The sequence below is a fragment of the Paraburkholderia sp. BGA-UO-ETr-F12 genome (assembly GCF_059567945.1).
On the sequence record NZ_JCAQOZ010000066.1, the window covers coordinates 220,083 to 242,167 of the forward strand.

Consider the following 22,085-nt stretch of genomic DNA (forward strand, 5'->3'; position numbering starts at 1 on the left):
CTGCCGCGGGAGCCGTGCGTGAAAGTCTCCGTGATCGTGCCGACCTACCGGCGCACCGCCGACCTCGCACGCTGCCTCGCGGCACTTGACGCCCAGGAGCGCCGCGCCGACGAAGTGATCGTGATCGCGCGCCATAACGACTACGCAACGCTCGACTGGCTGCGCACATGCGAAGTGAACCGGCCCGACCCGCGCCGCTGGATCATGCTGGTCCGCAAGCCGGGCGTGGTCGCGGCCTACAATCTCGGCATCGAAAGCGCTCTCGGCGACGTGCTCTGCTTCACCGGCGACGATGCCGCGCCGCATTCCGACTGGATCGCGCGAATCGCCCGCGCGTTCGAAAGCGACCCGGCGCTCGGCGGCCTGGGCGGACGCGATATCGTGCATGGGTGCAATGGCATTGCGCAGGGACGGCAACCGCCGGTGGGCCTCGTGCGCTGGTATGGCCGGGCCATTGGAAACCACCATATCGGTTGTGGCGCGGCGCGCAAAGTCCAGGTGCTCAAGGGCGTCAACATGGCGTTTCGCCGCGACGCGATCGGCACGCTGCGCTTTGACAGGCGCTTGCGCGGCACCGGCGCGCAGGTTCACTGCGAGATGGCCTTCAGTCTGAAAATAGAACGGCGCGGCTGGACCCTGATTTACGACCCGTCGCTGCTGGTGGAGCACTTCCCCGCCCGCGCGTGCCACGAAAGCCCGCGCCTCGCGTTTAACGACGCCGCCTTCTATAACGCGTCATTCAACCTCCGGCTCATCATGTGCGAATACCTGACGCCCCCCGGCCGTTGGGCGTTCGTCGTGTATTCGACGCTGATCGGCGAGCGTGCCGATCCGGGGTTTCTGCGCGCCCTGTCACAAGTATTCGAGGTTGGCGGCATGGCGCTCGCGCTTCGCAAATGGCGAGTCGGCTTGCGCGCGATGCGCGGAGCGTGGCGGGCGGCAATGCGCTAGACACGGTCACAGCGCTCAGCACAGGGCTGTGCGCTGCGGCGTGCTTATAGAAACGCGCTGACGTCGGTATGGAAACGCAGCGCCAGCGCCTTCGCCACCTTTTTGCTGATGGCGCGCCGGCCCGCGAGGATATCGCTCACCACCGTGGGTGACGCGATCCCGATCAGATCCTTCTGCTTGAGTCCGTGCGTTTCCAGCAGATGCCGCAGCACCTCGCGCGGCTCCGCTTTCGGGATCGTCACGTTGCTCGCTTCCCAGTTTTCGATCAGATCGTTGACGATCGCAAACAGATCGGTTAGCGGATTTTCCCCGCTACCGTTCAGGTGATCGGCGAGTGCGCTGGCGAGCCGCGCCATCGTCTGATAATCCTGCTCATTGCGAATAGGCGTGATCGGCAACTGGGCTTGCAGTGTGGCCCAGGTTTGAGCGATGTCGGGAAAGGTTCCCGGAAGGCGATCGGCATTCATGAATTTAAATTCTTCCTCGTGCAAAGGTCGGATTCCGCATGCGTCAACACATGACGAACGAACCACGACTGCCTGTTGTAGTGAATCGCCGCGATGATCCAGAACCGCCTGCCGCCCACCTCGAATACAGTATCTGGCGGCGGCACGCAGTCCACGCCCGCGAGCGTTTTCTTCAGGTCGTTATAGCCATATGCGAGGCAAGCCTGCGCCAGCGCATACCACGTCAACAGCGCACTGCGCGCCCCCGGATGTTGCTTTATATAGAACAGCTATTTATTCGCTTCTGCGAGCATCTCCGGCCGCGTCCCGACAGGCGCTAGCCAGGCCATGCGATATCCCGGGTTGCCAGATCGTGCTCGAGCCGCTCGCCCGCTACTCGCGTCCGCCCGCCCGATGTCGCGATCGTGCGGGTCACTTCGGCCATGAAGGCGCGGCGGAATACCGCCGTGGAAAACCGCTCTGCATTCGCGCGGCATGCCGCCGGCGTAATCCGCCCGCTGTGCCGCTCGAAGCGGTTAATCGCGCCGAGCAGCGACGCGACCGTCTGGCAGGCGAAGTACACGCCGGTAGGACGCATATCGCCGAGCGGCACCACGGTCTCGAGTGCTTCGCCCTTGCCGAATGCAATGACCGGCGTGCCGCACGCCTGCGCATCGAGCGCGACGGTGCCGAAGTCTTCTTCGGCGGCGAGAACGAAGGCGCGCGCGCGTCGCAGGTAATCTTCGACAACCTCGAACGGCTGTGCGCCGAGAATCATCACGTTCGGACCGGCCTTGGCGCGAATCGCCGCCATCTCCGGTCCGTCGCCGATCACGACCAGCTTGCGGTGCGGTGTTGCGTTGAAGGTTTCGACGATCAGTTCGATGCGCTTGTCAGGCACCATCCGCGAGACGCTCAGATAGAAGTCTTCCTTTTGCATGCGCGGTTCGAACCTGTGCACGTCGACCGGAGGCGGAATCACCGCTGCGTCGCGCCGGCAGGTTTTCATCACATGGCGCGCCACCAAACGCGAGCTTGCGATCAGACGATCGGCACTGTTCGCCGAATGCGAATCCCAGCCGCGCAGATAATGGAACCATGCCCGCACGATCCATGATTTCGGCCCGCGCGTCAGATTCGCTTCGCGCAGGTATTGATGTTGCAGATCCCACGCGTAGCGCATCGGCGAATGCACGTAGCTCACGTGTATCTGAGCGGGGCCGGTCGATACGCCGCTGGCAGCCAGCGGCGAACTCGAGACGATCAGGTCGTAATCCGAAAGATCGAACTGCCCGATCGCCAGCCGAATCAGCGGCAAATACGCGCGATGGCGGCGCCGTGCGAACGGCAGACTCTGAATGAACGACGTCGTAACGGGTTTGCCGCCCAGAAACCGGCGGTCTTCGAGAAAATCGACGAGACTAAAGAGATCAGCATCGGGAAAACACGCAATGATCTGCTCGAGCACCCTTTCAGCGCCGCCGGGCGCGACGAGCCAGTCGTGCACGATCGCCACTCTCATGATCTTCCCACCTGTAGATAAACGCCCAACGGCCATATCGACGAGTGTATGTGCCAGATCACCGACTGTGCGTGCGTATGCCCACATTCGACGCGCGACAGTCGGCGAATCGCCGCGCTTCGCGATTCGCTTATTGTGAACTGGGGGGATGCGCAAGGGAGGGAGAGCGAGCCCGCTGCGGCGGGCTCGCGTAAGACGATAAAACCGACGACAAAACGGCTGGCGGAAGCGCCGTGCTCAGTTCTTGTTGTAGTCGATCGTCTCGACGCCGGTGTCCGTGCCGAGCATGCACAGATTGGCGCCGCGGCCCGCGAACAGGCCCACCGTCACTACGCCCGGCCATGCATTGATGTGCATTTCCAGCGTGCGCGGGTCGCTGATGCGCAGACCCTTGACGTCGATGATCTCGTTGCCGTTATCGGTGATGAACGGCACGCCCTCTTTGGTCACGCGCACCACCGGCACGCCGCCGAGCGCCGTCACGCGGCGGCCGATCGCGGTGCGCGCCATCGGCACGACTTCGATCGGCAGCGGGAAGTTGCCGAGCGTGTCGACCAGCTTGCTCGCGTCGGCGATGCAAACGAATACATCCGACACCGAGGCGACGATCTTCTCGCGCGTCAGCGCGCCGCCGCCGCCCTTGATCATCGCGCCGCCGTGGTCGATCTCATCGGCGCCGTCCACATACACCGGCAGCGAATCGATTTCGTTGAGATCGAGCACCTTGAAACCGTGCGATTGCAAACGCGCGGTGGTGGCGAGCGAGCTCGACACCGCGCCGCGATAACGGGTTTTGCTGGCGGCCAGCGCGTCGATGAAACAGTTCGCGGTGGAGCCGGTGCCGACGCCGATCACGGAGCCTTCCGGCACGTTGGCGTTCACGTAGTCGGCGGCCGCCTGGCCGACCAGTTGCTTGAGTTCGTCTTGAGTCATGGGGAATGCTGGCGAGCGTAAAAAACGACAAGTTTACCGGAGTCGGGAGCGGTCGCCGGTTTTCGCTTATTAGCGCTTACTTCTTCACCGAACGCTGCCGCACGGCTTCGAACAGACACACGCCGCTCGCCACGGAAACATTCAGGCTTTCGACCGTACCCGCCATCGGAATCTGCATGACCACGTCGCAGGTATCGCGCGTGAGGCGCCGCATGCCCTCGCCTTCGGCGCCCATCACCAGCGCGACCGGGCCGTCGAGCTCGGTCTCGTAGAGGCTCTTGGTGCCTTCGCCGGCAGTGCCGACCACCCACACCCCCGCGTCCTTCAACTCACGCAGCGCGCGCGCCAGATTCGTCACGGTGATGTACGGCACGGTGTCGGCTGCGCCGCTCGCCACCTTTGCCGCGGTCGCGTTCAAACCCACCGCGCGGTCGCGCGGCGCGATCACCGCGTGCGCGCCGGCCGCATCGGCCACACGCAGGCAGGCGCCGAGATTGTGCGGATCGGTCACGCCGTCCAGCACCAGAATCAACGGCGAACCATTGATACCGTCGAGCAGTTCGGCCAGATTCTGCGCAAGCGGCATGTCGCCCGCACGCGCGACCACGCCCTGGTGACGCTCGGTATGCGCGAGGCCCCACAAACGCGTTTCGTCGGCGGCGATCAGACGCACACCGGCCTCTTTCGCCGCATGCAGGAATTCGGTCATGCGCCGGTCTTTGCGCGTAGCGTCGTAATAAACCTCTTCGACCGACGACGCGTCGTGCCGCATACGCGCGGTCACTGCGTGGAAACCGTATAGAACCTTGAGACGTGACATGACTGAAAACCTTTGATTGAGCGCGCCCTGGAATACGCGCTACGGTGATGAATACGAGTCTGCTTACTGCATTGCCGGCGTATCTGCTTCGATACCCGGATTGATTGCGATGAAACGAAGACCGCGCGCACCCGATACGTTGGCACGTACCCGATGCGCGCGGTTCAAGCCGCCAGGCGACTTCAGCGCTTCTTGCGGGCCTGCGGTTTCGAGGCCGCCTTGGCCGCCGCGCCGCCGTGCTTCTTCGCCGCGCCGCGTGCCGCGCGCGCTTCCTTGACGGCCGCGGTTTGCGCCGGCGCAGCCTTCTTGCGCCGGCCACCCGCGCCCGCCGCGGCGCCGCCTGCCCCGCCGTCCACCGGCGGCAACGAACGCACGCGCGCCCCGCCGCTTTCGCTTGAAGCTTTGTCGGCAAGCGCCGGTCGGCCCGTGGGCGGCTTGATCGGCGTATCGCGCACAAGGCGGAAGTCGATCTTGCGCGCGTCGAGATCGACGCGGCTCACCTGCACCCGCACGCGATCCGACAGGCGGTAGCGAATGCCGGTGCGCTCGCCGCGCAGCTCGTTCTTGATTTCGTCGTACTGGAAGTAGTCCGAGCCCAGTTCGGTAACGTGCACGAGGCCTTCGATGAAGAGCGAGTCGAGCTGCACAAAAATGCCGAACGACGTCACGCCGTTAACCATGCCGCCGTACTCTTCGCCGAGCTTGTCGCGCATGAAGTAGCACTTGAGCCACGCTTCGACGTCGCGCGAGGCTTCGTCGGCGCGGCGCTCGTTGGCCGAGCAGTGCAGACCGAGCTCTTCCCAGATCGCCACGTTGTTGCCACGCTGGCGGCCGCGCTTTTCGTCGTCGGCCTGCTGCATCGCGCGGGCGCGCGGCGACAGCGCCGTATTCAACTCGACGCCCTGCGGCGGCTCCGGCTGATACTTGCGGCCTTGCAGAATCGCGTAGATCGCGCGGTGCGTAAGCAGGTCGGGATAGCGGCGGATCGGACTCGTGAAGTGCGCATACGCCTCGTATGCGAGACCGAAGTGGCCGATGTTGTCCGGACTATAGACGGCCTGTTGCATCGAGCGCAGCAGCATGGTCTGCAGCATCTGCGCGTCCGGCCGATCGCGGATCTGCGCCATCAGCGCGGCGTAGTCGCTGGCGTGCGGCTTGTCGCCGCCGGCGAGCGTAAGGCCCATGCCGCGCAGGAAGGTACGCAGATTCTCGAGCTTCTCGGCAGTCGGCCCCGCGTGCACGCGGAACAGCCCCGGGTGCTTGTTGCGCTTGAGGAAGTCGGCCGCGCAGACATTCGCGGCCAGCATGCATTCCTCAATCAGCTTGTGTGCGTCGTTGCGGGTGCGCGGAATGATCTGTTCGATCTTGCCCTGTGCATTGCAGACGATGTACGTCTCGGTCGTATCGAAGTCGATCGCACCGCGCTTCTGGCGCGCGGCGAACAGCGACTTGTAGACGCCGTACAGATTCTGCAATTGCGGCAGCAACGCCGCGCGGCGCGCCGCCTCCGGGCCTTTGGTGTTCTTGAGCACCGCCGCCACTTCCGTGTAGGTCAGGCGCGCGGCCGAGTTGATGACGCCCGGATAGAACTGATACGCCTTCACTTCGCCACGCGTGGTGACGATCATGTCGCACACCAGCACGCAACGATCGACGTGCGGATTCAGCGAACACAGTCCGTTCGACAGCTTTTCCGGCAGCATGGGAATCACGCGGCGCGGGAAGTACACCGAGGTGCTGCGCTCGAGCGCATCGGCGTCGAGCCCGCTCTGCGGATGCACATAGTGCGAGACGTCCGCGATCGCGACGATCAGGCGGAAGCCTTCGCCGCGGCCGACCTGAACCGGTTCGCAGTAGACCGCGTCGTCGAAGTCGCGGGCATCTTCACCGTCGATCGTGACGAGCGGCACATCGCGCAGATCGATGCGATGACGGGCGTCGGCCGGGCGTACTTCGTCCGGAAGCTTGGCGGCTTCGTCGAGCGCGGCCTGGCTGAATTCATGCGGCACACCGTACTTGCGCACCGCGATTTCGATTTCCATGCCGGGGTCGTCGATATCGCCGAGCACTTCCACCACGCGGCCGAGCGGCTGCGAATGACGGCTCGGGAAATCGGTCAGTTCGACCACCACCACCTGGCCGACCTTGGCCTTCTTGGTGTTCTGCGCGATCAGGATATCGTGACCGATGCGCTTGTCTTCGGGCGCCACGATCAATGCGCCGTTCTCGTTGAGCAGCCGGCCGATCACCCGCTTGTTGGCGCGATCAGTGACTTCGACGATGTGCCCTTCCGGCCTGCCGCGGCGGTCGTAGCCGACGATGCGCGCCAGCACGCGGTCGTTGTGCATGACCTTCTGCATCTCGCCGGTGGGCAGGAACAGATCGTCCTGGCCGTCGTCGCGAATGAGAAAACCGTAGCCGTCGCGGTGCCCTTGCACGCGGCCCGCCACAAAGTTGGACGGATGGGTCAGCTGGTAGAGATTGCGCTGATCGAGCCGGATCTGGCCGTCGCGCTCCATGGCGCCCAGCCGCTTGAAAAATCCTTCGCGCTCCTGGCGCTTGATCGACAGGGCTTCGGCGATGTCGTTCGCGGCAAGCGGCGCTTCACTCGTGCGCAGGACGCCCAGGATTTCTTCGCGGCTTGGGATCGGATACGGGAATTTGCTCAAGGGCTTATCGATGATTTTTTCTCGTTGCATGGACGTCGGTCGGCGATGTGGCTCGGCTTAAGAAGCGTTTGGGTTGCGCTTAAGTTGCACTTGCGATTGCACTGAAAGGGCTGCTCGGGTCCGGCTCGTTCAAATCTGAGTCCGACGGGCGTGTGCACCGTGCCAACGAACTACTGCGAGGCATTCTAACACCCGTCTCGCGCGCCAAGCGGCCCGTCGAGAATCGCTGTGAGCCGCCTGCAGACTCGCCGCGGCAATGTTTAAGCGACTTTTGAGAAAGGCTTGACAGCCCTGAATCTGTCGCTATAATGGCGGTCTTTGCTGTTCATCACCTGCCCAGGTGGCGAAATTGGTAGACGCACTAGGTTCAGGTCCTAGCGGTGGCAACACTGTGGAGGTTCGAGTCCTCTCTTGGGCACCAGATTCAAAAGTAAAGCCGCCCGATGTTTCACATAGGCGGCTTTACTTTTTGTGTGAGGCTACGTGATCCGGTTCAGTTTTTTCGAGCGGATAACGTGGTTAGCAGGACGGTTGGGTTGATGTGAATCGGCCATTGTCGGGCAATAGAGTTTTGCTCTGCTGCATGGCACAACCGGGCGGTTGATGAAGCGATAGTTTGTTTGCATGTAGGGATTGACACGCTGCATCATCACGCTAAAATGTCGGTCTAGCTTGAAGACGTGCCCAGGTGGCGGAATTGGTAGACGCACTAGGTTCAGGTCCTAGCGGTGGCAACACCGTGGAGGTTCGAGTCCTCTCCTGGGCACCATTTAAGCTTCCAGAGACTTCCATCAAAGTCCTCTGATATCCGGAAAAGCCCGCTACTGCGGGCTTTTTTGTTTTCTGAGCTTCCATCCGGTTCAACCGAAGATTACCTAAAACCGGCAGCAAAGTAGTACATTAGCCAGTACATTGAAAGTTCGAGTTCCTCCAATGTACTAGGTGACGGTCATGCCACTGACAATCAAGCAGGTTGAGTCAGCCAAGCCATCAAAAGCGCAACGCACTGAACGTATCGAAAAAGGTACGCGGATGGTTACGCGAGATCTTCAGCCAGGCCATTGCCCGAGGCAAATGCGAAAACAACCCTGCGTCAGAACTGAAAGTCATTGCCAAGGAAGCGCCTAAGGCCAAGCCCTATCCGCATCTGCTTGAACCTGAACTTCCCGATTTTCTAAAGGCTCTCGACCGATCAACGAGCCGGTTCATACAACGCACTGCCGCATGGATGACTATCTAGACGGCAAGCCGCCCTAGCATGAACCGTTTTGCCAAATGGACAGAAATTGATTTCGACTCCGCCCTGTGGAAAATTTCTAGAGAAAAGATGAAGATGCGCCGAGACATCGTCATTTCTCTTCCGGCGCAACTCGTGGCACAACTGCGGGAACTGTACAAGCAAACCGGTAAGCAAAGATATCTCTACCCCGGCATTGGCTGGAAGAACGATGTCATCAGCGAGAACACTATCAACGGTGTATTTGCAAGGATCGGATACAAGGGCCGCATGGTCGGTCATGGCACACGACACACCGCGAGCACCTTGCTGCGCGAACATGGCTGGGAAAAGGACCACGTCGAAATGCAGCTCGCTCACATCGAAGAAGGTACAGCGGGTGACTACAATCAAGCCAAGTACCTGGCTCAACGAATCGCGATGATGCAATGGTGTGCCGACTATCTGGACGCTTTAAAAACGACAGGGATTACTCCGAAATTGACGGCGCAATTTGCGGCTCGGGTCAATGTCTATTCGAGAACACCGGGCACTCCTCTACGCTCCAAGTCAACCAAGCAGAGTAAAAGCGCTGCAGTTCGGCCCTAGGGGCCGGACAAAGATGATCGAATCGCTAATTTGATGTTGTTCGCGGCCGTCCGCCTGCGGCCCATGCCGCATCATGTTTTGAGATTCGATATTCATCCGAATATCCATTTCGCATTAAATCGATTTCCGCTTTTCAATTTCAGATCATTATCAGATTGCTTTCGAAGTAAAATCGCGCGGGAAAGAGGATTAATCAGATCGAGAGGCGGCATGGGCACGCAGGACATAATCGGGGCGATTACGGGTGGACTGTCGCAGCAGGACCGCCTTCTGAAACTGGATACGTCGGCCGGCAATAACGTCTTGCTGCCCCACCGTGTCACCGGGTGCTCGCGGATCGGTCGTGACTTCTCCTTTCTGCTCGACTGCGTGTCGACTCAGGGCGACGTGCAGCTCAAAACGCTGATCGCCCAGACCGTTACGCTCTGGATCCAACAGGCCGATCGGTCTTACCTGCCCCACCATGGCTATATACATACAGCGCGTCGGCTGGGAGCCGACGGAAATCTCACAAGTTACCAGTTGGGATTTTCCTCGTGGATGCACTTTCTGAAGTTCCGGCGTGACCAGCGACACTGGCAGGACAAGGCAGCGGACGAAATCGTCTCGGACGCATTCAACCAGCATCCGCAGGCAAAAGGCATGTACCGCTTCGCGCTCTCGAAGCCGCTGCCGAAGCGTTCCTACTGCCGGCAGGACGAGACCGACTGGAACTTCGTGCACCGGCTTCTCGAGTCCGAGGGCCTGTATGGCATCTGGCAGCAGGCGGCGGACGGCAAATCACACACGCTGGTCATCACCGATCGCCTTGAGACGCTCGAACCGCTCTCACCTGCAACGGTCGGATTCTATCGTGCCGGCGTGAGCAGGGAAGCCGATGCGCTCACCCAGTGGTCAGGCACGCGGACGCTGCAGTCCGTGCTGCTGTCGACGCGTACCTTCGACTACAAAAGCCCGCCGACGCCCTCCAGCCCCAAAGGTACGTCGATACCGACGATGGCGAATCAAGGCGCGCTGCCCGCGCAAACCGAAGTCTACGAATATACCGGTGGCTATACGTACCCGGAACAGGACCGGGGTGATCAGTTGTCGAAGATTCGCATGGAGGAATGGGAGTCGCAGGCCAAGCGCTTTCACGGCGTGGGTAGCCTACGCGCCATGGACGCGGGCCGGCGCTTCACACTGACCGGTCATCCCGAGCATGACCACGACGCCGCCGACCAGAACGAATTCGCGAGCATCGAGGTCGAGTGGGTCATCGAGAACAATCTTCCGCTCGCCGGGCACGAAGCGAACTACCCACACAGCCTGAATCATCAGCTCGCACAGGCCCGCGCCGACGACTCTGGTCAGATTTTCAGCGCGAGCCACGTAGACGGCTCCACGGGGTTCTACCGGGTCGCCATCGAAGCGCAGCGTACGACGGTGCCGTACCGGAGCCCGTTCGAACATCACAAGCCCGAAGCGAAACTGGAATCGGCGATTGTGGCCGGACCGAAGGGACAGGAGTGCTACACCGATGAACTGAACCGGGTGAAGGTGCTCTTCATCTGGGACCGGCTCAATGAAGGTGACGAACGTGCATCGTGCTGGGTGCGCGTGGCGCAGTCCGATACCGGCGATGGATATGGGGGCGTCCACATGCCGCGCGCGGGCGAAGAACTCCTGATCGGCCACATCGGCAATGACATCGACCGCCCGATTGCGCTTCATCGTGTGTACAACGGCGCGGCGAAACCGCAGTGGCATTCGAACGGCCTGCTTTCTGGCTATCAGTCCCGGGAGTACGGCGGCGGCGGCTATAACCAGTACGTCATGGATGATTCCACGGGGCAGCCTCGCATGCGGATCATGAGCAGCCACGGCATGAGCGGCCTCCATCTCGGCTACCAGATCGTCCAAGACGGCAATTCGCGTGGCGCGTACACCGGCAGCGGCTTTACCTTGCGCACCGACTATGCAGGTGCGGTCCATGCGGGTGAGGGACTGTATTTCAGCACACATCAAATCAGTGCCGACGGTCAGCCGCTCGATACCACCGCGCCGCGCGAGATCCTGGCGCGTGCGGATCTGCTCGTCGAGTCGTTGTCCTCCGCAAGTTCGACCGCCAAGGCCGAGGATATGAAGCCTGGCCGCGAAGCGCTTTCACAGTTCGCGAAGGCGACCCAGCACAGCAAGGCGGGCGTGGCCAAAGGCGGCAATACGGCAGGCGGTGGGACAGGAAACGCCAATGCCTTTGCCAAACCCGTCATGCTCGGATCGAGTCCAGAGAGCATGGGTTTTACCACGCACGCGTCGGCGCAGATGGTCGCGGACGACCATCTGAATTTCGTCAGCGGCAAGGACACCTACTGGGCCGTGGGCAAATCGCTGGTTGCAAGCGTCGCAGAAAAAATCAGCGTATTCGTCCAACGTGCCGGTATGAAACTGATCGCCGGGAAAGGTGCGATCGACATCCAGGCGCTCACCGATCAGCTGCGATTACTCTCCGAACTCGGCCTGACGCTCAAGAGCAATAACGGCAGCATTGAGATCGACGCGAAGACCGAGTTGATGCTCAAGTGCGGGGGCTCATACATCCGTATTACCCCCCAAGGAATTGAGGACGGCACGCGCGGCGCACGCACGATCAAGTCGGCGTCATTCAGCCGGCAAGGTCCGAGTTCGGTGGCCGAGCATATGAATAGCCTTGAGAAGCCGGCGTTCAACGACAAGTATCTCTTGCGCGACCGGATCACCGGCGACCCACTCAAGAACCACCCTTACGAGATCGTGCGTGGGGATGGCACACGCCTGAGCGGTGTCACGGACGAGCTGGGCCATACGGTCGAGCAGAAAAGCAACGATATCGAAACTGTGGTGATCCGGGCGCTGCGGCCGGGCACGAGCAACGCATAAGCGAGAATCCATGAGCGAAAATCAGCCCGACAATTCGGGTACGCAGGCCCAGACGTCCGGCGACGATGATGCCGAACAGGAAGTCGTCCGCCTCGCGTCGCAGACCGATGAGGACGGCCACTCTTCCGCCCAGGCGCCCTTAACGCCGGCCAACGACACTCGCGCCTAGGAGACCTTGCACGATCTGCGCCCCATCATTCCCGTGATTTTCATACCGGGCGTGATGGGCTCGCCACTGGCCGCCAAGGACAGTGGCGACGCGGCATGGTCCGCACCAAATACAGACACGATAGGTGCATCACTCGGCGCGTTGTGTTCGCTCATCGCGGGATGGTTTCGCAGCGCGTCGTCGCGCGAAACACTTTTCGATCCCGAGAGCGTCATGGTGACGCCGCTCGGCCCGATCGTCGACCTTGGGGAGAAAGACCCGATTACCGAGAAGGAGGCGCGACGCCGCGGCTGGGGTTCGGTCTATAGGACCGGCTATCAACCTGTCCTGCTTTGGCTCGAGCAACAGTTGAACAACCCGATGCTGCTCGGCAAGCCCGAAGGCGCGTGGATCAACCCCGACCCCGAGGGCGAGAAATGGGCACTCCATCCGGTGCTCGGCACCGACCCAAAGACCTACGGCGCCATTGCTGCTGCAGGTAAAGGCCAGGTGATCGCACCGGACTCCGCGGAATTCAAGAAATTCGCCAAGTTTCGCTATCGCGTCTATGCGATTGGATACAACTGGCTGCAGTCGAATGACCTTTCGGGGCGTGATGTGGTGAATGGTCTGGATGTCCCCGATCCGCAGACAAAGAAGACGACACGGTTGATGGGCGTCACCGAGATCTGCAAGGAAAACGATACGGGCAAGGCGATTATTCTGACGCACTCGATGGGTGGGCTGGTGGCCCGCTTCGCGGTGTTAAACCATGGGCTCGAAGGTCTTGCGCACGGCGTATTTCATGGATGTCAACCGGCCACCGGTGCTCCGCTGGCGGCCAAGCGTTTCAAGACAGGGGGCAGTCCCGAAGGCGGTATGAATGGTTTCATCAATGGCAGTCTGCTGGGGCGCGACGCAGATGAATTCATGGCGGTAATGGCGAACGCGCCGGGACCGATGGAGCTGACACCGATGCCGGATTATCACAATGGCGCGCCGTGGTGGATTTTTGCGCGGCCCGACGGACAGGAGGTCATGCAGTTCCCGGAGCACGGCGATCCGTATAACGATTTATATGTGAATCCCAAGTGGTACGGTTTGCAGCCGCCCGACAAACAGCTCGATCCCGCTGGGATCGTCAAGACGCGGCTCAATGCTGGCGGGCTTCAGACAAGCCTATCGGATTATTATCGATCGACGATGGAGACCGTCGTAAAGAACCAGAGCCAATTGAAGAATCGTTACCATGGCAAGACATATGTAGCCTACGGCGAGGGCGGCCTCGACTTCAGGCCACCACAGTCGAGCACGACGACCGAGGCCAGCGACAAGAGCAAGCCTGGCATCGAAAAAGGAGACCCGACGAAGAATCTGTTGACGTGGGGCAACGCAATCTGGACCGGAGATGTGCCATCGGACGTGCAGGCGCCTGAACTTCAGGCCGCAACGTTGCTGCACGACTCGGGCAAGGGCGAGATCCGCGTGCTTCTCGAGCAACGCAAACTGAGCATCACGTTCACCGTCCAGAAGACGAACACGTTGCCGGACGTGAATGCCAAGACGGACTGGTCACAGGTCGCAACCAAAACGGGGATCATTCGCGGCGACGGTACGGTGCCCGCGTGGTCGGCCGATGCGCAGGCGCGTGGCTTAAAGCCGGATGTGCCTGGCGACCCGGCCAAAGGAGTTCAGATGGCGTTCGTGCAGGGCGGATACCAGCACATGACCAGCTATGCGCACCCATGGACGCACTGGGCGATACTTTACAGTGTGGTCCAGATCGTCAACGACATCTAGGTGCCGGGAACAAATTAATGGCTCGCCTCTTTCGCCCCCTTATTCTACTGGCAGGTCTTTGCGCCTGCTCTCTTGCGCTTTCCGTGGAACCAACGATGAACAATCCGCTGCTGTCCAAAATGCGCCCGTGGTGCATCGGCCGCCTCGTATTCGACCGGCCCGCGTCGAGCGAGATTTCGAATCAACATTACGCGTACAGGGGAGACAAACTCGAAACAACTCACAATGTCTCACTTGATGCCTATCGCACCAAAGTCGAGGCCCGGGAGAATGAGTTGCGTACGAAGCAACGCTATAACCCCGTCAACCTGGATGAGAAAACTGGGAAGGCCTGGCTTGAGAAGGCATTTTCGCCGGTCAACGATTCGCGGTTTTTTATCTACCAGGAAGGCGTGGCGAAAGTCGAGATGCCTTTCAGAACGGATGGCTACCTCTTTGCGGACCACACACTCTTTCACACCGCCGGCCTCATGGGAGCGTCTGCTCTCGGTAACTCCGAGAATATCTACAGCGACACCTACAGGCGCATCAAGGCGCGAGACAACTGGGCCGTGCCGACGGAGTCGGGGTTTTGCTTCGACGGCGGGATCGTCACCGGATCGTCGACCTACACGGAAGAAGTCAGCCAGTCGTTTGCGCTGCTGCCGGGCCGACCTGCCCTACTCCTGATCAAGATGCGAGATGCGGTCGAGCAGGATCAAGGTCAGCCGCTCACCAAGAATCTGTCCGAGCTTCGCGCACAACTCGATCGAATGCCTGGCAGCTATCGCATCCTGCGCAAGGGCAAGCGCGTGGTGGCTGGCATGGACGCTGAAGAGGTCCTGTTTGCGCTTCAGGACGGTCCGATTACGGTCTACCGTTTCTATCTGCTGGCGCCGGGCAATCCGGCCACGCTGGCACAACCGCATACCTCGGTGGAGTTGCTGCTGGGCACGTCTTCACGAAGTGACCTGCCGCCGGATCAGGCAACGTCGCCGGTCGATGAGGCGGGAGCGCTGCAGGCATGGGACGCCCTGCTGAATAGCCTCCGGCCGCGACCGGGGGCAGTGTAGGAGCGTAAGATGCGGCGTTACGACATTGTGAAAGGCGACAAAACGACGGTGGGTGGCATCGTGCAGGCGGGTGACGGTAACGACCTGGTCGGCGGGCGCGAGCAAGCCTACGAAACTGATCCCGTCCTGTGCCCGGTCTGCAAGACCGTCGGGTTGATCAAGTGCGACGGCGCGCGCATTTCCACGACCGGACCGGACGGACGGCAGGCGGCACTGAGCGATGATCTGTGTGTCTGTCTGTGCACGCCGCATCCGCGTCTTGTGCCGTCGCAAACCACGTCTTACGTGGACGTGTAGGCGCCGCGGCACGCTGACGCAGCGAACCGATAACGAATATCAGGGAGGGTGACGTGATGAGGAAGCGAATATACAGCCTGATGCTGCTGCTGGCGATCGTGGCAACCACGGCGGGTTGTGCGTCGCTGAAATGCATTCCGACCTGTTGACGTTCTGAGGCACGCTGCCGGCAGCGTCCCAGATATTGGTGCCCCGCAAGGGCCCCAAACTTCCGTGGACTCCTTTGTTGTAGTGGTGCAACATTCCGCCGTCGTCAATTCGAATTCCATCAAAGGCCACCGGCATTCACGTTCCTGCACTTGGATCAAACTAGTCCATTGGCTAGTACATCATTGAAATTAAAAATATATAAATCCAATAAAAACAATACATTACATCGTTAGTTCGGCGCCTCTCCTGGGCACCATCTAAGCTTCCAGAGACTTCCATCAAAGTCCTCTGACCCGCCGGAAAAGCCCGCTACTGCGGGCTTTTTTGTTTTCTGAGCTTCCATCCGGTTCCACCGAAGATTACCTAAAACCGGCAGCAGCGTATCTTCGTTGCGAAGACCGGTACCAGTTGGCACTTTCGGCATAGCTTCGACGAGAAGCAGCAGCCGCGCATTTCATTCGGTATGTTCCCGAAAATCTCCCCGGCAAAGGCACGCGAGTTGAGAGCACAAGCCCAGCTCCTGCTCGCCAGCGGCATCAATCCCAAGGTTCAGCAATCCGACCAGGCCGTCGAGGACGACACGTTCAAGGCGGCGGCCGAAACCTGACAGAACCAGACGGCCCGCAGTCGGCACTGAGCGATGATCTGTGTATCTGTCTGCGCACACCGCATCCGCGTCTCGTGCCGTCGCAAAAGACGTCTTAGGCAGCACAAGCTTCGCGCCGACCATCGGCGCTGCATACGGCGCCCCCCCCCACGCATTGACATGAAACATCGGCACGACCGGCATCACGCAGTCGCGCGCCGACAGGCCGAAGGAATCGGGTAGCGCGGCCGCGTACGCATGCAGCACGGTCGAGCGATTCGAATAGCACACGCCTTTCGGGTCGCCGGTCGTGCCCGACGTATAGCTACGGCCGCAAATCTGGTCCTCGTCGATGCACGGCCAGACGGCATCGCGGGAAAGACGGGATAGATAAAAGGAGCCAGTCATGTCATTCGGCAAAAACACGCGCATGACTTCACAGATCGCGATCAGACGCCGGCCGCGCCAAAGTCGCTTTGCGATGACGGTCGACGCGATCCTCTAGGCGGCAAAGATGCTGTTTGCACGAGACGGGTTCGAAGCGACGAGCACCACGCGCATCGCCGACGCGGCCGGCGTCAGCGTCGGCTCGCTCTACGAGTATTTCACCAGCAAGGATGCATTGATCGCAAAACTGATCAAGCGCCATTGCGAACACCTGATGAATCTGTACGGCCAGGCATTCCTGCGGTCGAGGGCCCATGTATCGACGCCGTCGTCGACACATGGGTCGACACGACGGCCGATGCGAAGACCGTGCTCGCGCTGCACTTGTGCGCCCCCGTTCCAGGACCATCCGTTTGTACGGTGCCGCGATCATGCCGTTTCGAACTCACACGGCCAGCACCCGAAATATTATGAACACATATCGACAATGTGTCTCGCACCCAGAGGCATCTCCAGGGTAACTCTGGAGGTTGGGCTCACGAGGCTCCGGCGGGGCCGGGTAACTCCTGATAGCGGATAAGTTGAACAGGTTCGATTCTGGTGATCAATTTAAGAAAATGCCAGCGGACGGACCGGCTGGCCGGCGTTACCTCCCGACTGTCGAGCATGCAACCCCCACGCATCATCACACTTCCAGCTGTCTGTTCCGTGCGTCGACCCGTTGATGCCCTGCGCCAGGTTGCGCGCGACGCGGCCCCCGCGCGCGTGCATCCGATGCTCGTCATCGCCCGGAATGCCTTGTCACAGAAAGATCCGATCAAAAATTCCCGTCCCTTTTCCTTGCCTGCCGGCGCATCTTTCACCGGCGAAAAAGGGTCGACGCTTTGTCTCCTGACGTTATGCCACACAGCGTTCTTACCCTCGTCATCGACATGGATATGAACAACTTCGTCAAATTTGTCTCGAATAGGGGAAAACGAGAGAGTCGGAGTCGAAATTCTATCTATAGAATTCAATTCCGAATCCAGGCGAATCTAACGAGTCCCGACGAGCAGACTGCACAGAGTTGAACACTGTGTGTAATTCCCTGGGCGGCAGCGTGGAACCCACGAGGCCAGCAGCACCGTGCCGTCACCAGCGTCAGACAAAAACCCAGCCCCGCCAGGGAGCTAAGGAGACAAGGAGATGAAGGGAATGAGCAGCTGCGCCAGATTCGAAAAAAGCCGGATGAGCCTCGGTATCGCGATGGCTCTGGGATGCTGGGCCGCGTCGGCCAGCGCCGTGCAACTCAGTTCGAACCCCGATCTGAACATCAATTGGGACAACACGATCAGCTACAACCTGGGCATGCGTGCGCAGGGCATCAACGACGGGATCGGCAACAATCCGCTCTACAGCGAATCGGACTACAAGTTCAGGCACGCGGGCGACATCGTGACCAACCGCGTGTCCGACCTGAGCGAATTCGATGCGGTCTATCGGGACAAATTCGGTTTCCGCGTGAGCGCTTCGCTGTGGAAGGACTTCGCCTACGGCGGCGGCGTGAACAACAACCCGGGAATGGCTTACCCCGGGGTGCCCTACTCGAGCCTGAACTCGTATAGCGGCAATCACTACAGCAGCTACACCGAACGCTATTACCAGCAAGGCGCGGATCTGCTGGATGCGTTCGTGTTCTACAAGTTCGAGATCAACGGCCAACCGAGTGCAATCAAGGTCGGGCGCCTGACCCAGTACTGGGGCAACGCGCTGATCTTCGGCACGGAAGGGATCAACTACGGTCAGAACGCCTCGGACAACATCAAGGGCGCCGCCTCGCCGGGCACCCAGGCCAAGGAACTGGCGATTCCGCGCGCCCAGATCCTGTTCGAGACGCAGCTCACACCGACGGTCGGACTCGCCGCGCAGTATTTCGCCGAATACATGCCTACCCGTCTGCCCGAAGGCGGCACTTATCTCGGCACGGTCGGCTTCGGCTTCCAGGGGCCGAATCTCCTGGAGGGCTCGATTCCGCGCGGCAACGACGTGATGCCCAATAACGGTTTTCATAACGACTACGGCGCAAAGGTCACATGGGCGCCGCAATGGCTCGGCGGCACGTTCGGCTTCTACTACCGCAATCTGACGGAAACGCAGCCGTGGGTGCTGATGGGCGTGAATCCGGCAACCGGCGCGGCCGACTATCACCTGGCCTATGGCTCCAACGTGAAGCTGTACGGCATGAGCCTTGACCGGCAGATCGGCGATTTCAGCACGGGTTTCGAAGTGTCGTACCGGCATAACACCGCGTTGAACAGCGGCACCGGTCCCCTTGCGAGCGACCTGAGCGGCCAGCAAGGCGCGCGCGGGGACGTCGTCAACGTAATCGGCAACGTGCTGGCGGGCCTGTCGCGCACACCGTTCTGGAACACCGGCAGCGCGCTGGCCGAAATCGCTTTCACGCAGAAGGTCAAGACCACCAGTAACGGCGCGCTCTACAACGGCGTGAACAACTCGGCCGAATGTCCGAGCGGCAGCAAGTGGGCCGGTTGCTCGACGAACAATTCGGTGGCGCTGGCGGTGCAATTCGATCCGCAATGGCTGCAGGTGTTCCCGGGCGTCGACATAGACGCGCCGATGTTCATCCAGTACGGCCTGTGGGGCAATACGCCGAGTCTTGGCGGCACCAACCAGGGTTCGATGATCTACACCTTCGGCCTGCACGCGCTGATCCAGAACAAATACAACGTCACGCTGCAATACAACGGCTATCACTCGCACACGGGTGGCCAGACCAACTTCGGTGCCGCCAACGGCTTGCCGAGCGGCGGGCCTTCGTATTACGCAACGGGCAACGGTCCGTACTTCTACAACGACAAGAATTGGGTTTCGCTGACGTTTTCTTCTTCATTCTGACGGGCGACGGTCGCGCCCGCTTTCTGTCACGGACGCCCTCGCGGGCGCCGGATAAAAAGCCGTCTCGCACCAGCTGGTTTTTCCGACACACATTCTGGAGACAAGCATGAAATTCGCAATGGTACTGGCAACGATGGCGGCGGCAGTCGCCGCCAGTGGGCCCGTGCTCGCGGCGGTCAGCGCCGACGAAGCCAAAGAGCTGGGCGGCAAGCTCACCGAATTCGGCGCACAGCAAGCCGCCAGCGCGGACGGTTCGATCCCCGCCTACACAGGCGGCGTCAAGGATCTGACCATCCCCGCCGATTTCAAGCCCGGCAGCGGCCGCTATCCCGATCCGTTCAAGGATGACAAGCCGATCGAATCGATCACCAAGGCCAATCAGGCGAAGTACGCCGATGCGTTGACGCCCGGCACCAAGGCGCTGCTCGACCGCTTCCCGGGTTTTCGCGTCGACGTCTACAAGACGCGGCGCACGATGAGCTATCCGGACTGGGTGCTGAAGAACACGGTGGGCTGCGCAACCACGGCGAAGCTGGTCGGCAAGATCAAGGGCGATGGCGTGGAAGGCGCATTCGGCTGCATTCCGTTCCCGATCCCGAAAGACGGCTATGAAGTGATGTGGAATCAGAATATGCGCTACCAGGGCGTGCGCACCGATTTCCGCTTCCGCACCATCTTCGTGGACGAAGCCGGTCACAAGACGCTGATGGGCGATCAGGAATCGAAGTTCATCTATCCGTTCTACGACCGCAATGCGACCAAACTGAACGAACCGTACTTCCGCCTCACTTACACCAACTTTTTCGGCCCTTCGTCGCAGGTCGGCCAGTTGTATCTGGCGAAATACAGCGTCAATAACGGCGAGCAGGACGACACCACCTGGATCTACATGCCGGGCCAGCGGCGTGTGCGTGTGGCGCCCGAACTGAAGTACGACACGCCGATGGCGGGCATCGGCGGTACGCTGCTGTTCGACGAAATCGGCGGCTTCCAGGGGCGCATGGACCGCTTCGATTTCAAGCTGGCGGGCAAGAAGGAAATCATTGTGCCGTACAACAACTACCGCGCGTATCAGTCGCCGAATCTGGTGGGCGACAAGTTTGCCAATCCGGACGTCGTACGCTGGGAGAAGCACCGGGTATGGGTGGTCGAGGCGACCCTCAAGCCGGGCCAGCGTGATGTCTACAGCCATCGCACGTATTACATCGACGAAGACACGTGGCTGATCGTGGCATACGACGCGTATGACCAGAGCAATGCGCTCTATCGCACCGCCTATACGCTGGACATCATTCCTTACGACAAGCCGCGCGTCGGCCAGCCGATCCAGGTGGTCTACGACCTGACCAAGGGCAACTACGCGGTGATCGCCGACCAGGGCGATCCGGTCACCCACATGATCCCGTACGACGAATTGCCGAACCAGGCGTACTACACGCCGCAAGCACTGCAAAGCGCAGGCGTGCGTTAAACGGCGCGGCGCGGGCTCGCTGGAACAGGACATCGATCCGGCGAGCCCGCTGCCTGCATGGTCGAAGAATGGTCAATACGTTGCCAATGCATTGGCAACCTGTGTGTGCGGAGACTTACCCATGACTTTCCGGTCAGTGCAATGTCTGGCGGCCATCGTCGCGACGCTAACGGGTGCGGCGGCGCTCGCCGCGACGGCCGGCACGGAGCCGCCGGCGGCCCACGCGTCGCGCTTTGTCGATCCGCTCGACGCGCCCGCCGAAACCGCCGTCTCACCCGCCACCCGGCCGATGACCGCGGTGGCGAGCGCGGGTCGACGCCTCGTCGGCGTCGGCCAGCGTGGCGTGATCGTCGTGTCCGACGACCACGGGCACAACTGGCGCCAGGTCCCCAGTCCGGTGCAGAGCGATCTGACTGCGGTGAGCTTCCCCACACCGTCGCAAGGCTGGGCTGTCGGTCACGACGGCGTGATTCTGCATACGTCGAACGGCGGCGCGAGCTGGAGCAAACAGCTCGACGGACGCATCTCCAACGAGCGCTTCGTCGCCTACTACCGGGACGCCGCGGCACACGGCGACGCGCATGCCGCCGCCTATCAGAAGCAGGAAGAAAACAACGCCAAGGCGGGGCCGTCACTGCCCTACCTCGATGTGTGGTTCGACAACGCCATGCAAGGCTATGCGGTCGGCTCGTTCGGCGCGTTCGCCATGACGACCGATGGCGGCAAGACCTGGCAGCCCGGCCTCGAACACATCGACAACCCGGACTTCCTGAACCTGAACGCGATTCGTGGCATTGGCGGCGAAGTGTATATCGCGGGCGAACGCGGCACTCTGTTCCGGCTCGATCGCGCGAGCGGCCAGTTCAAGCGGCTGCAATCGGGCTACAGCGGCAGCTTCTTCGGCATCGTCGGCAGCGGCCAGCGGCTCTTTGCCTTCGGTTTGCGCGGCACCGTTTATCAGAGCACCGATCAGGGCGCCAGCTGGCAAAAAACCGACACGGGTACTGATTCGACGCTGAACGGCGCCACCGTGCTGGGCGACGGCCGCATCGTGATCTGCGGCAGCCGCGCGATGCTGCTGGTTGCCGACCCGGTTAGCGGCGCCTTCCAGCGCGTCTCGGCCGATACGCCGATGCTGTTCGCCGGCATCGCCGCGGACGGCGCGGATCGCGTCGCGCTCGGCGGTTCGAGCGGCATGAGTGTCGAGGCGATCGGCGCACGGCGCTGAGCCGGGC

18 protein-coding genes, 2 tRNA genes and 1 pseudogene are annotated in these 22,085 nt (G+C 61.1%); 14 read left to right on the forward strand and 7 right to left on the reverse strand.

The genetic code is table 11. The annotated features are described in order from the left end of the window. Entirely contained in the window at positions 1 to 951 is a 951-nt protein-coding gene (locus tag AC57B6_RS34555; protein ID WP_496423151.1) for a glycosyltransferase family 2 protein, read from the forward strand. A gap of 44 nt (positions 952 to 995) precedes the next feature. Here the strand turns inward: AC57B6_RS34555 and AC57B6_RS34560 are convergent, their stop codons facing one another. From AC57B6_RS34560 to rnr, 6 genes are all read right to left on the reverse strand, one after another. After that, complete coding sequence (locus AC57B6_RS34560; protein WP_028198148.1) at positions 996 to 1,418, reverse strand: helix-turn-helix domain-containing protein; 423 nt, start codon at positions 1,416 to 1,418, stop codon at positions 996 to 998. Beyond that, positions 1,415 to 1,645 carry a type II toxin-antitoxin system HigB family toxin gene (locus tag AC57B6_RS34565; RefSeq protein ID WP_496423018.1) on the reverse strand — a complete coding sequence of 77 codons (231 nt, stop codon included), beginning with the start codon at positions 1,643 to 1,645 and terminating at the stop codon, positions 1,415 to 1,417. Before AC57B6_RS34565 ends, AC57B6_RS34560 begins: the two co-directional genes overlap by 4 nt. A gap of 89 nt (positions 1,646 to 1,734) precedes the next feature. Then, positions 1,735 to 2,919 carry a glycosyltransferase gene (locus AC57B6_RS34570; protein ID WP_496423019.1) on the reverse strand — a complete coding sequence of 395 codons (1,185 nt, stop codon included), beginning with the start codon at positions 2,917 to 2,919 and terminating at the stop codon, positions 1,735 to 1,737. Positions 2,920 to 3,156: 237 nt separating this feature from the next. Further along, positions 3,157 to 3,852: a ribose-5-phosphate isomerase RpiA gene (rpiA, locus tag AC57B6_RS34575; RefSeq protein ID WP_144195506.1), complete on the reverse strand. Its 696-nt coding sequence runs from the start codon at positions 3,850 to 3,852 to the stop codon at positions 3,157 to 3,159. Between the two features lie 76 nt (positions 3,853 to 3,928). Then, a complete protein-coding gene (gene rlmB, locus AC57B6_RS34580; RefSeq protein ID WP_496423020.1) occupies positions 3,929 to 4,672 on the reverse strand; it encodes a 23S rRNA (guanosine(2251)-2'-O)-methyltransferase RlmB in 744 nt (247 codons plus the stop codon). Between the two features lie 182 nt (positions 4,673 to 4,854). Next, positions 4,855 to 7,371 carry a ribonuclease R gene (gene rnr, locus AC57B6_RS34585; RefSeq protein ID WP_030102819.1) on the reverse strand — a complete coding sequence of 839 codons (2,517 nt, stop codon included), beginning with the start codon at positions 7,369 to 7,371 and terminating at the stop codon, positions 4,855 to 4,857. Positions 7,372 to 7,675: 304 nt separating this feature from the next. On the opposite strand from rnr, the gene AC57B6_RS34590 reads away from it, so the two are divergent. The 9 genes from AC57B6_RS34590 to AC57B6_RS34630 all read left to right on the forward strand — a co-directional run bounded on the left by AC57B6_RS34590 (position 7,676) and on the right by AC57B6_RS34630 (position 16,118). Then, a tRNA-Leu gene (locus AC57B6_RS34590) sits at positions 7,676 to 7,762 on the forward strand. A gap of 261 nt (positions 7,763 to 8,023) precedes the next feature. Continuing rightward, positions 8,024 to 8,110: transfer RNA gene (locus AC57B6_RS34595), tRNA-Leu, on the forward strand. Between the two features lie 489 nt (positions 8,111 to 8,599). Continuing rightward, positions 8,600 to 9,166, forward strand: a complete 567-nt coding sequence (locus AC57B6_RS34600; RefSeq protein ID WP_496423021.1) for a tyrosine-type recombinase/integrase — start codon at positions 8,600 to 8,602, stop codon at positions 9,164 to 9,166. A gap of 210 nt (positions 9,167 to 9,376) precedes the next feature. After that, on the forward strand, positions 9,377 to 12,064 hold the full coding sequence (locus AC57B6_RS34605; protein WP_046569592.1) for a type VI secretion system Vgr family protein: 2,688 nt from the start codon (positions 9,377 to 9,379) through the stop codon (positions 12,062 to 12,064). 10 nt (positions 12,065 to 12,074) lie between these two features. Further along, positions 12,075 to 12,233, forward strand: a complete 159-nt coding sequence (locus tag AC57B6_RS34610) for a hypothetical protein (RefSeq protein ID WP_496423022.1) — start codon at positions 12,075 to 12,077, stop codon at positions 12,231 to 12,233. A gap of 6 nt (positions 12,234 to 12,239) precedes the next feature. Then, a complete protein-coding gene (locus AC57B6_RS34615) occupies positions 12,240 to 14,012 on the forward strand; it encodes a lipase family protein (protein WP_496423023.1) in 1,773 nt (590 codons plus the stop codon). 95 nt (positions 14,013 to 14,107) lie between these two features. Then, positions 14,108 to 15,064, forward strand: a complete 957-nt coding sequence (locus tag AC57B6_RS34620; RefSeq protein WP_028359582.1) for a T6SS immunity protein Tli4 family protein — start codon at positions 14,108 to 14,110, stop codon at positions 15,062 to 15,064. A 9-nt stretch (positions 15,065 to 15,073) separates the two neighbouring features. Next, on the forward strand, positions 15,074 to 15,361 hold the full coding sequence (locus AC57B6_RS34625) for a PAAR domain-containing protein (protein WP_028359583.1): 288 nt from the start codon (positions 15,074 to 15,076) through the stop codon (positions 15,359 to 15,361). A 532-nt stretch (positions 15,362 to 15,893) separates the two neighbouring features. Beyond that, positions 15,894 to 16,118 carry an Arm DNA-binding domain-containing protein gene (locus AC57B6_RS34630; RefSeq protein ID WP_341459127.1) on the forward strand — a complete coding sequence of 75 codons (225 nt, stop codon included), beginning with the start codon at positions 15,894 to 15,896 and terminating at the stop codon, positions 16,116 to 16,118. A gap of 18 nt (positions 16,119 to 16,136) precedes the next feature. Here AC57B6_RS34630 and AC57B6_RS34635 read toward each other — a convergent pair. Beyond that, positions 16,137 to 16,427, reverse strand: a pseudogene (locus AC57B6_RS34635) (AMP-binding protein); the annotation flags it as partial. Positions 16,428 to 16,611: 184 nt separating this feature from the next. Between AC57B6_RS34635 and AC57B6_RS34640 the strand changes: the two are divergent. The 4 genes from AC57B6_RS34640 (at position 16,612) to AC57B6_RS34655 (ending at position 22,078) form a co-directional block, all read left to right on the forward strand. Next, the gene (locus tag AC57B6_RS34640; RefSeq protein WP_496423024.1) at positions 16,612 to 17,064 is read left to right on the forward strand and encodes a TetR/AcrR family transcriptional regulator; all 453 of its coding nucleotides are present in this window, start codon (positions 16,612 to 16,614) and stop codon (positions 17,062 to 17,064) included. 614 nt (positions 17,065 to 17,678) lie between these two features. After that, positions 17,679 to 19,379, forward strand: a complete 1,701-nt coding sequence (locus tag AC57B6_RS34645) for a DUF1302 domain-containing protein (RefSeq protein ID WP_496423025.1) — start codon at positions 17,679 to 17,681, stop codon at positions 19,377 to 19,379. Between the two features lie 106 nt (positions 19,380 to 19,485). Then, positions 19,486 to 20,850 carry a DUF1329 domain-containing protein gene (locus AC57B6_RS34650; RefSeq protein ID WP_028198136.1) on the forward strand — a complete coding sequence of 455 codons (1,365 nt, stop codon included), beginning with the start codon at positions 19,486 to 19,488 and terminating at the stop codon, positions 20,848 to 20,850. Between the two features lie 121 nt (positions 20,851 to 20,971). Beyond that, positions 20,972 to 22,078, forward strand: a complete 1,107-nt coding sequence (locus AC57B6_RS34655) for a WD40/YVTN/BNR-like repeat-containing protein (protein WP_496423026.1) — start codon at positions 20,972 to 20,974, stop codon at positions 22,076 to 22,078. The last annotated feature ends 7 nt before the right edge of the window (positions 22,079 to 22,085 follow it).

What these genes read in the sequence shown, in the direction of transcription:
- AC57B6_RS34560 (WP_028198148.1), bottom strand. Translation starts at nt 1,418, where the DNA reads ATGAATGCCGATCGCCTTCCGGGAACCTTTCCCGACATCGCTCAAACC.
- AC57B6_RS34570 (WP_496423019.1), bottom strand. Translation starts at nt 2,919, where the DNA reads ATGAGAGTGGCGATCGTGCACGACTGGCTCGTCGCGCCCGGCGGCGCT.
- rpiA (WP_144195506.1), bottom strand. Translation starts at nt 3,852, where the DNA reads ATGACTCAAGACGAACTCAAGCAACTGGTCGGCCAGGCGGCCGCCGAC.
- rlmB (WP_496423020.1), bottom strand. Translation starts at nt 4,672, where the DNA reads ATGTCACGTCTCAAGGTTCTATACGGTTTCCACGCAGTGACCGCGCGT.
- rnr (WP_030102819.1), bottom strand. Translation starts at nt 7,371, where the DNA reads ATGCAACGAGAAAAAATCATCGATAAGCCCTTGAGCAAATTCCCGTAT.
- AC57B6_RS34600 (WP_496423021.1), top strand. Translation starts at nt 8,600, where the DNA reads ATGAACCGTTTTGCCAAATGGACAGAAATTGATTTCGACTCCGCCCTG.
- AC57B6_RS34605 (WP_046569592.1), top strand. Translation starts at nt 9,377, where the DNA reads ATGGGCACGCAGGACATAATCGGGGCGATTACGGGTGGACTGTCGCAG.
- AC57B6_RS34610 (WP_496423022.1), top strand. Translation starts at nt 12,075, where the DNA reads ATGAGCGAAAATCAGCCCGACAATTCGGGTACGCAGGCCCAGACGTCC.
- AC57B6_RS34620 (WP_028359582.1), top strand. Translation starts at nt 14,108, where the DNA reads ATGAACAATCCGCTGCTGTCCAAAATGCGCCCGTGGTGCATCGGCCGC.
- AC57B6_RS34625 (WP_028359583.1), top strand. Translation starts at nt 15,074, where the DNA reads ATGCGGCGTTACGACATTGTGAAAGGCGACAAAACGACGGTGGGTGGC.
- AC57B6_RS34640 (WP_496423024.1), top strand. Translation starts at nt 16,612, where the DNA reads ATGCTGTTTGCACGAGACGGGTTCGAAGCGACGAGCACCACGCGCATC.
- AC57B6_RS34645 (WP_496423025.1), top strand. Translation starts at nt 17,679, where the DNA reads ATGAGCAGCTGCGCCAGATTCGAAAAAAGCCGGATGAGCCTCGGTATC.
- AC57B6_RS34650 (WP_028198136.1), top strand. Translation starts at nt 19,486, where the DNA reads ATGAAATTCGCAATGGTACTGGCAACGATGGCGGCGGCAGTCGCCGCC.
- AC57B6_RS34655 (WP_496423026.1), top strand. Translation starts at nt 20,972, where the DNA reads ATGACTTTCCGGTCAGTGCAATGTCTGGCGGCCATCGTCGCGACGCTA.